Origin of the sequence: Burkholderia sp. HI2714, assembly GCF_002223085.1 — a bacterium.
Classification (GTDB): domain Bacteria; phylum Pseudomonadota; class Gammaproteobacteria; order Burkholderiales; family Burkholderiaceae; genus Burkholderia; species Burkholderia lata_D.
In genome coordinates this window covers 1-9,211 of record NZ_NKFM01000081.1, presented here as the reverse complement: position 1 = coordinate 9,211, position 9,211 = coordinate 1, and the positions used below count along the sequence as shown (strand labels likewise).

At 56.4% G+C, this 9,211-nt stretch carries 9 protein-coding genes and 3 pseudogenes; 5 read left to right on the top strand and 7 right to left on the bottom strand.

Features of this window, described 5'->3' with window-relative positions; all coding sequences use genetic code 11:
• The 4 genes and pseudogenes from CFB82_RS40395 to CFB82_RS40380 all read left to right on the top strand — a co-directional run.
• The coding region (locus CFB82_RS40395; RefSeq protein WP_143751061.1) for a plasmid pRiA4b ORF-3 family protein at positions 1 to 234 on the top strand (234 nt) is incomplete at its 5' end.
• A gap of 397 nt (positions 235 to 631) precedes the next feature.
• Positions 632 to 1,112: pseudogene (locus tag CFB82_RS40390) on the top strand (carboxymuconolactone decarboxylase family protein).
• A gap of 140 nt (positions 1,113 to 1,252) precedes the next feature.
• Positions 1,253 to 2,185: an MBL fold metallo-hydrolase gene (locus tag CFB82_RS40385; protein WP_089487805.1), complete on the top strand. Its 933-nt coding sequence runs from the start codon at positions 1,253 to 1,255 to the stop codon at positions 2,183 to 2,185.
• A gap of 576 nt (positions 2,186 to 2,761) precedes the next feature.
• Complete coding sequence (locus CFB82_RS40380; RefSeq protein WP_089487804.1) at positions 2,762 to 3,220, top strand: MEKHLA domain-containing protein; 459 nt, start codon at positions 2,762 to 2,764, stop codon at positions 3,218 to 3,220.
• Between the two features lie 470 nt (positions 3,221 to 3,690).
• Here the strand turns inward: CFB82_RS40380 and CFB82_RS40375 are convergent, their stop codons facing one another.
• From CFB82_RS40375 to CFB82_RS44375, 7 genes and pseudogenes are all read right to left on the bottom strand, one after another.
• Positions 3,691 to 4,206, bottom strand: coding sequence for an Ohr family peroxiredoxin (locus CFB82_RS40375; protein WP_089487803.1), 516 nt, complete (start codon positions 4,204 to 4,206; stop codon positions 3,691 to 3,693).
• Positions 4,207 to 4,232: 26 nt separating this feature from the next.
• Positions 4,233 to 4,987 (bottom strand): annotated as a pseudogene (locus tag CFB82_RS40370) (SDR family oxidoreductase).
• A 200-nt stretch (positions 4,988 to 5,187) separates the two neighbouring features.
• Positions 5,188 to 6,192, bottom strand: coding sequence for a LysR family transcriptional regulator (locus CFB82_RS40365; RefSeq protein ID WP_089487802.1), 1,005 nt, complete (start codon positions 6,190 to 6,192; stop codon positions 5,188 to 5,190).
• 107 nt (positions 6,193 to 6,299) lie between these two features.
• Positions 6,300 to 6,704: a cupin domain-containing protein gene (locus tag CFB82_RS40360; RefSeq protein WP_089487801.1), complete on the bottom strand. Its 405-nt coding sequence runs from the start codon at positions 6,702 to 6,704 to the stop codon at positions 6,300 to 6,302.
• A 75-nt stretch (positions 6,705 to 6,779) separates the two neighbouring features.
• Positions 6,780 to 7,259 (bottom strand): carboxymuconolactone decarboxylase family protein, encoded by a 480-nt coding sequence (locus CFB82_RS40355; RefSeq protein ID WP_089487800.1) that lies wholly within the window; start codon positions 7,257 to 7,259, stop codon positions 6,780 to 6,782.
• Between the two features lie 161 nt (positions 7,260 to 7,420).
• A complete protein-coding gene (locus tag CFB82_RS40350) occupies positions 7,421 to 8,305 on the bottom strand; it encodes an RNA polymerase sigma-70 factor (RefSeq protein WP_179255531.1) in 885 nt (294 codons plus the stop codon).
• Between the two features lie 387 nt (positions 8,306 to 8,692).
• Positions 8,693 to 8,968, bottom strand: a pseudogene (locus CFB82_RS44375) (LysR substrate-binding domain-containing protein); the annotation flags it as partial.
• A 9-nt stretch (positions 8,969 to 8,977) separates the two neighbouring features.
• Here CFB82_RS44375 and CFB82_RS44370 point away from each other — a divergent pair.
• The coding region (locus CFB82_RS44370; RefSeq protein ID WP_218829056.1) for a hypothetical protein at positions 8,978 to 9,211 on the top strand (234 nt) is incomplete at its 3' end.

Sequence of the window (9,211 nt, the reverse complement as noted above, 5' to 3'; positions counted from 1 at the left end):
TCGTGGGGCGAGTCCAGGGTGATCGATGGTGCTCGCGCTTGCCCACCGGAAGACGTCGGCGGTGCGCCAGGGTATGAAACGTTCCTGACCACGTTGCGCGACAGGCCTGACAGCGAAGAAGCGGATAACTATCGTCAATGGGTCGGCCCAGGATTCGACCCGGAGCTATTCGATTTGCGTGCTGCCAACGCCGCGTTGATGCGACTCGCGACCAATCGATGGGGTAATCGATAACTCCGTCACGACGGTGCTGGTGACGCGCTTACCATCGGTCTGCTCGCTTCGGGTTGGCAGTGCGAGGAAAAGTTGCTGCGCTCGTGTATCTAGCGAGCACCTGAGGGTCGAAGTGGTCAGAAGAATTCGGCGGTAGCTGCTCACGAATTTTTTGTGATTCATCTGCAGAGGGCATCCGCAGATCGAGCGGACCATTCACTGGGTGAGAGCCGGCGCGTGTGGCCGTGTGATCCATACGCGATGGCCGGATTGGTGTCGGGCCGACAACAGAGTGCGCACCTTGCCGACCCTACTAGCCAATCAAATCGAAGGCTACGATTCGTTCCAAGCGGTACGTGCGACACGTTGTCCGACGCAGGTACGGCGAATGTAACCCGCCATGCCAGCAGGAGCGACAATGACACAACGTGTCAATTTCTTTCAGCAATCGCCCGAACTGTCCCAAAAACCAATCGAACTCGGCAGCCTGCTTTCGAATACAACGATTGAGGCCCACATTCGAGAACTCGTCGAGATTCGCGCGTCGCAACTCAAATGGCTGCGGATTCTGCGTGGACATGCACGTCAAGCTGGCGAAGATCCACGGAGAGCGCGAACTGCGTTTGCATCACGTAGCGATCTGGCATGAATCGACGCTGTTCTTGCCGCGAGAACGAGCCGCGCTAGCATGGACCGAAGTGTTGACCCAGCTTTCCTCGCTTGGTGTTCCGGACGGGATCTACGACCGAGTGCGTACCCAGTATTCCGAGAAGGAGCTGTCAGATCTCACGTTCCTCGTGGGAGTGATCAACACCTGGAATCGTCTGAATGTGGCGTTCCAGACAGTACCAGGCCTGTCCGACAAAGTATTCGGACTCGACAAAGCTAATCTTGGGTAATTCGTTGAGGTGACTCATGTCTGTTGTAGCAGCCATGTAAAGCATTGCCAAGCTTAAAACCTGCGCCCCGAAACATGCACGGAAGTAAAAGGCAATTCAAGCAACAACCCACCCCGCACTTAGTTACAAGGAGTACTAACATGAGCGAAACGATCCGAAATTTGCAACCGGTTACTTCCAAACTTGGCAAAGAAGGTTCCGGCGAACTCGTGCCTTCCCGATACGCCGTGCGTGTGGGTGATGTCGATGTGGTGCTTATCAGTGACGGCATTCTGCCTTTGCCGACCTCGACCATGTCCACTAACGTGAGCGAGGCAGACCGCAATCAATGGTTCGATGGCCGCTTCCTGCAGCGTGACATGTTCGACTGGGCGCTGAACATTGCGCTCGTACGCAGTGGCGACCGCCTAGTCCTGATCGACTCGGGTGTGGGCGACGGCTTCGAATATTTCACGCGTGCCGGTCAGTCGGTAATGCGCCTGGAATCGGCTGGCATCGATCTGGCTGCGGTCACGGATATTGTGATTACGCACATGCACATGGATCACGTCGGTGGGCTGAACGTTGATGGCGTCAAGGCCAAACTGCGCCCGGACGTACGCATTCACGTCTCGGCTACTGAAGTGGAGTTTTGGCGAAATCCGGACTTCAGCAAGACTGTGATGCCGGAAACGGTTCCTCCTGCACTCCGTAAGGCTGCTGCAACGTTTGTGGAACTCTACAGCGAAAACATCGTACAGTTTGATCAGACCGTGGAAGTCGCAGCAGGCGTATCGGCGCGCGTTACCGGCGGACACACACCGGGGCACTGTGTCGTGGATGTCGAGTCGAATGGTGAGAAGCTGACGTTTGTGGGCGATGCGATTTTCGAAGTCGGTTTCGACAAGCCAGAATGGCAAAATGGTTTCGAACACGATCCTGAAGTGGCTGTGGACGTACGCATCGCGCTGCTCAACGAAGCTGCTGAAACCGGTGCCCTGCTGGCCGCAGCACACGTCGCCTTCCCGTCTATCGGTCATATCGCAAAGAACGGTGATGGCTTCCGTTTCGTTCCGGTGTTGTGGGATTACTGACTGATGCTCAACGTTCGGTCATCGTCGTGTAGATCGCGCTGACGATTATCAACAAGCCGCCACGGGTTGACAAGACTCGCGGCAGCTTTAAATTTTTTCGGTTTTCCCGCCGGATTGGCAGAGCGAATATTGCGTCCGTTGCTTGACCGGCTAGCGAAGCAACGTCGGCAGAACGTTCAGCATCGTGTGTCGCCGAAAAGGCGAGCAGTGGATTGGCGAACTGCCATGACCGCGATGTGTCGACGAGCGTTCGTGTGGCGTCGGCCGCCTCGTGGAGTTGCGATAGGTGATTGCGCCGTCGATGTCGAGCGACAAAAACACGCGGCCGTGCTCCATGATTTTCCTCCAGGACGGGGACCAGCTTCTTGCGGTAGGCGCCCGGCTACCGACCTACGTGATGTCGTTGCGATCATCACGTTATCGAATGCAATTGATTCTTCGGGCGTTCTGTATGCCAAAGCTATATCGAATCGCATTGACGCTCGTGCCAGGCGCGCAGAAACTTCATTGACAGAAGCGTATTGGAGTACCGTCTACTCTTGTCATGATCTGCTAATCTCCGTCGCTTTTCTTAAGATGACTCCACTCCATAGTAATCCTGATTTCTATCAACTCCTTGCCGACAGCTATGCCCGTCTGCTCGGTCGCGCACTGATCCCGACGGCAATGTCTGTGGTCGACGCTACCGAGTGGCTTTATGAGAGCGCGCCGTTTGCGGTACTGGCACACAATACTGATCGGGATCCGATTTTCATTTATGGAAATAAGGCTGCGCAACGCTGTTTTGAATATACTTGGGATGAGATCATTCGGCTGCCGTCCCGGCTTTCGGCTGAAGTCCCAAATCGCGAGGAGCGGCAACAGTTTCTCGAGCGCGTACGGCGTCTTGGATACGAGTCGGGCTACAGGGGCGTCCGCGTGAGTAAATCGGGCCGACGCTTCATGATTGAGGAAGCAACATTGTGGCAACTGCTTGACATGAACGGAAAACTCCATGGCCAAGCGGTGATTATTCCCCGGACACGCGATATGTGATCCGTATCCTAAGTGTGGATCGCGAGTCACATGAGAGAAGCGGGCGGCGAGAACATATCCGATTGCTGAGTGTGTGTTCGGCGATGTTCCGCGTTGGCCGAGGTTCGGTTCGCCCGCCGGCCGACGATAAACAGCTGCCTAGCATGCATGGTCTGATTTTTTTGCGGTGTGAGATGCAAGGCAGTCTGAGCCTGCTCAATTGACAATCTTCGCCCAAAGAATTAACGCATTACCGGGTCATTATCTAGACGGCACTCCGATAAGTTGCTCATAGCGTCCGGAAATAACGTTCGCTATCCGTATTGATTGGTGGGCCGCGGGTGCTCGTCGAGGAGTTCGGTACGAGCAACCCACGGCATGCGGATACATACGCACGTGCGAAAGTCATTCGCACATTGATGGACCGTGAGAGTACCGTGAGGATTGCCGGTGTGTTTGATGTGTCCGAAGCTCGATGTGCCGAAATCAGCTCACACTTTGGATTTGTCGTCAGACGGCGCGAGTGCGACGACATGATTAATACCTTCACGCGCCATCTTCGTGTATGGACTGAAGCGCTCAGTGTTCCGAACGAGCTCCTCGGCAATTGACCGCTCGACACCCGGCAGATGGACTCGGATATTCGCATTCAGCATGAAGAGCCCATCCATAGGGTCGCGACAGAAATCGACCGACGCCGAAACCGTGGCGCCGTCAATTACCACCCCCACCTTTGCGGCCAACAGGCTCAGCGCGCCATGAAAACATGCGGCATAGCTCGCGGCAAATAGCTGTTCTGGATTGGGGCCATTGCCGGGGCCGCCGAGCTCTGGGGGCAGACGTAGTTCCACGTCGAGGCTTCCGTCATTTGACCGGGCAATACCGGACGCTCGACCGTGAGCTGCTGCGCCACCGGTCACGGTTACCGTGGTCGAATATACCGTCTGCGGCTCTCGTCCGCGGTACTTATTCAATAGTGACAGCGGTGGGGGGCGCAATGAAGTCATTGTTTTGTGCGATCTAATGTCTTCGTTTAACTTGAAGCACGGGTCTGCTTGGAACACACGTCGAATGTCGTATTTCCGAGGCGTGCGCCAAGCACTGGCACGAGGGTATCGTCTTGTACTGCCGCACCGAAGTAACTGGTGCCAGTGTCCTTGATGATCGTGCGTGGATTGTTCGTGACAGACAGAAAGTGTTCTACGAGATTGGCGATTCGCAGACAGTCGAGACTACCGATTTCGATGGTGCCATTTCGTGGGGTATCGAGGGAAAAATCGGTTGGGGGGCTGCTACGTCATCCGAAGCGATCGGCTCGAAGTACGCGGTAGACAACCGGGTGATTTCATCTTCGGATCGCGATTGTACGATCGCGCCAAGAAATTCGAAAAGCCGCGTCGGGCGTACGATTGTGTATGGCACCCCCGATTCTTGATTCAAGTCCTCTTGGATTATCTTGCCGCGAAAGCACGCGCTTTGTTCGAGACGATGGGTGCCAACCACGGGCAATACCGCATGATGGCGCGCGGCGGCCGCACGCTCTGCGGTGAACAAATTGTGCGCTGCAGTCTCGAGGAATTTCTTTACTGCCACTTCCTCGAATGAGGAGGGATTCTCGAGATTGATTGCAATTTCAGCTCCCGAAATTGCATAGCTCAACCCTTCGCCCGTGGTCGTATTGACACCAGTCGATGGTGCGGCCGCGACGACTTCGTGACTGCGCCCGCGGAGGTTGTTGATGACCTTGCGGCCGGTGAGCCCGGTGCCGCCAATCACGACGATCTTCACGAATGCTCTCCTTGCGCGGTGCACTATTTTTATCTGCCGAATGAAAAAGGCGGCGCGCGTCGAACTCCTGTATTTGCGCAGGTGTGTAATTTACGCAAGGAGAACCAGATCGGTGCGCGCTTTGGGTAAGAGATATCGTAAGCAAGCGTCGTAGGTTTCGGTAGAGTTGGCCGGGTACCCATGGTGTTGCCGTGAATGCATCAATCGACAGTCTCGACGGGCAATAGCGTCGTCATCATATCCAGACATTGTCGATCACATGCGCGTGTCTGCTCGATTACGTAATCGATGAACGCGCGAATGCGGGTCGGTAGGTGCTTGCGGCTTTGATAGCAGATGTAGTGGCCGCCGTCGTCCGGTGCGTGCTGGCCGAGGCAGCTCACCAACCGACCGTCCGCCAGCAGGTCGCTGACCTGATGTGTCGGCAGTTGCGCAATGCCAAGTCCGTCGAGTGCGGCGCGTACGACGAGATCCAGGTCGTTGAACGTGTGATGTGCGGCAATCTGGCGCTGTTGCGCGAGTCCGTCGATCTTGAATTTCCATTCTGTCACGCGGCCTGACGCGGTACGCAGATTGATGCAGCGGTGCCGTGTTAGTTCCTCGATATGATGTGGCAGACCGTGCCGCTGTGCATAGGCAGGTGATGCACAAACAACCATTTGCATTGGGATCAGTTTACGCGCGATGATTGCGCTGTCCTCCATGCGCCCGTCGCGAAATGCAACATCGATGCGATCAGCCGAGAAGTCAACCGGCCGGTCGTTCAGCAATAGTTCAAGTGTTATGTCAGGATACCGCGCATGGAATTCGCGAAGAAGTGGCGCGATGATTTTGCGCCCGAAGCCGGGCGTCGAGCCGATACGGAGATGACCACTTGGCGGTCCGCTCCGTAGCTCTCGCATGTCCTCGAGTGCCTGAGCGAGGTGTTCGATACCGGGTCGGCAGTTCTCGTAGAAGAGTTCACCCTCGCGCGTGAGTGACATACTGCGCGTTGTGCGTTGGAAGAGCCGGGCATCGAGCCGTTCCTCAAGTCTCTGCATGTGGCGGCTAACCGACGAACGGCCGACGCCGAGGCGATCGGCAGCACGGGCGAAACTGCCTTCGGTGACAACGGCCAGAAAAGTAACTACTCCGGCATAGCAGCTCGAAAAGCTGCGGGCGTACGGGTCGTCTGCGGCAGTGCGGCGGATGGAGGTGTCTGACATTTGGGCAAGAGAGTCGTTTGTTCCTATATAACTAGACGTTTCAGCATGGCCACCTGTGACACTGTCTGCTGCCTTTTTTCAAAAAAAGGCAGTGGGGCGCAAATAGATTACTTTTCCGGTACTAGCACCGGCGCCCCCTTGTCCTTCAACATCAACACGACGAATTTTGCAGGTTTCGTCTTGCTGGCATTGCGTCCGACGGTGTGCACGTCGTTTGGCCCTTCGTAAAACGTTTCGCCCGGTTTGAGCGTGACGGGTTCACCACCCCGCACCTGCATCACAATCGAACCCTCGACGACATAGACGAACGCGTGCGCATTATGGTGGTGGACAGGTTCGACCGCGCCGGGCGGATACTTAACCGAAACCATCAGAGCCTCCTTACCGGGATACTCATCGAGTGGTTTCGTCATCAATGGTGTGACGATCGCGGAGGGTGCGGCGTGGACGTAATTGACCACCGCGCTCGTAGCGATGAAGGCGGCAACAAGGTTATGTTTTAAGCGGATCATGGGGTGGGTTTCCGGTCGACAGCTATCCAGGTGCGGACGACGGTATAAAAAACGGAGCCTGATTATGAGTGTGCGTCAGGAAAGATTCGCCTTGTCGAGGCCGAATGCCTTGTCGGACGAGCCGGGTACGGTTCGGAATGCGACGTTCGCACGATTCCAGGCGTTGATGGCCATTACTTCGAAAGTCAGGTCGGACAACTCTTTCTCGGACAATTGGCCGCGCACGCGATCGTAGATGTCGTCCGGCACGCCGTGTTCACCGAGTTTCGTCAACGCTTCGGTCCACGCGAGCGCCGCGCGTTCGCGCGGTGCGAAGAGCGTCGATTCGCGCCACGTCGCCAGGTGGTGGAGGCGCAGCTCACGTTCTCCATGGATATGTGCTTCCTTGACGTGCATGTCGACACAGAACGCGCAGCCATTCAACTGGGATGCCCGGATCGACACGAGGTCACGAATCGACTCTTCGATCGCGCTGCTGCGTAGAAGGTTGCTAAGGTCGAGGAGTTTTTTGGACAGCTCCGGCGATTGCTGAATATAGTTAAGACGTTGCGACATAATTGCTCCTGGCGACGATGAGAAATCATCCACATTCTGCGGATGTCGTTGGCGGCAGTGGCCCGCGCAATGGCATCTTAAGAGTGCGCCGAAGCGTGCGCTAGATAGGAAGAGGGGCGCACCATGTTGCGCTGGCGGCACCAATCGGTGCATGTTGTTCGTCAATCGACGAGGCAGGTGGCTGCGATGCGCGCGAGTTTGTCAGGGTTGCGCTGCATGAAGATCCGCACAATTTGAGTGCCGTCAGTCTCAAACGATTGCGCGGATTCGAGGCGATCCTGCATGAAGCGCAGTAGACCCCACTCTCCATTTAAGATGACTAGGCGCCATTTCATTTCGCTGCCGTAGTGCAGCCAGGTCGCATAGAACAGTTGCGCGATGCGCCGACCGCCGAGCATCGTCGTTGTGACGCTCGGGACCTTGCCGCCGCCGTCGCCGATCAGCGTCGCGTCTTCGGCGAGTAGCGCCTGGATCGACGGAAAGTCCCCTAGCGTCGCCGCCCGCGCGAACATCTGCAGCAGTTGCCGATGCGTGTCGGGTGGTACGCCGCGGCGTGGTCCGTCGTCGTTGCGTAGTTGCGTTTTCGCCCGGCTGACGAGTTGACGGCAAGCGGCTTTAGTCTTGCCGATCGCATCGGCGATCCTGTCGTAGTCGATGTCGAAGACTTCATGCAGTAGGAATGCCGCACGCGCTTCCGGCGTCAGGCGCTCGAGCAGCATCAAGAACGCGACCGACACTTCGCTTGCGCGTGCTGTCATTTCTTCGGGAGTCGCTGGCGAGTCGCCGAGCGCTGGTTCGGGAAGCCAGATACCTACGTAGTCCTCACGTCTGATCTTCGCCGTGCGTAGGCGATCAATCGATAGCCGTGTCGTGATTGCGACGAGCCACGCTTCGGCAATCTCGATGTCGTCATGGGGCGCATCGTGCCAGCGTAGCCATACATCTTGCACGATGTCCTCGGCGTCTGCGACGGATCCGAGCATCCGGTAAGCAATCTTTTGCAAGCGCGGACGAAGCGTGTGGAAGGCCTGCACTTCGTTTTTCACGATTGCTCCATTGAAGTCGAGTTCAAAGGGTCGCACCGGAAGCCGAGGGGCGGGGGAATCGTAAGGGACGCCGTCGCGGGCTTCGATCCGAATGGCTTCATTCGCCAGAGGGTGTCGGACTCTCTTGACCACGACGCGGTATGATAAGTCGGAACTTGGCAGTTTTACTTCCACCCGCCGCCGATGCTTTGTGCATTTGCGTATGATCGACAACCCGAACGAAATCGACGTCAGTCTTTGACAACGGCCCAGCAGCTCATTCTAAACGCGCATCGACTGTGACGCAGTCGCACCAGAGAGGCAGTTACGTGCGCGGTTGCTGCAAGCTGAAACTTGGCGCGCGTACAAGGCGCCTCTCTGAAGCGCGGTGATGTTGCGCTACCGAAACTATGCTACTCGACGTTCCAGTGGATCTCTGGCGCTTTCTGTTGTGAGCCCATTTTCGTCATTCAGATCGAGTGACCGAACATGTTCAGTCATGAAATCCACAAAGATGCGTACGCGCGCTGGCAGATGTTGCCTGCTGAGATAGCAAATGTAATGGCCTCGGTCTGTTCCGATATGTTGCGTCAACGTCATGACAAGTTCGTCGCGTCTGACGTAGTCCCAGATCTGGTGGGCAGGCATCTGAGCAATGCCGTGACCATCGAGGACAGCTTTTAAGCCTTCGACATGAAATGTCTCTACAATCATGGTTCGAACTGGACGGGACGAGCAACGAAGCTGATGGCATTGAAAGCGCTGGAACTGACGCAGGAAGAACGTACAAAGCTTGAAGCGATGGCGAGAAGCCGTCGTGATTGGCGAATACGAGACCGGTCGCGGACGATTCTGATGTTCAGCGACGGCGTGCGAGCGAAAGAGATCGCCAGACGACAGGAACTGACGTTGGAGGCGGTGTATGAG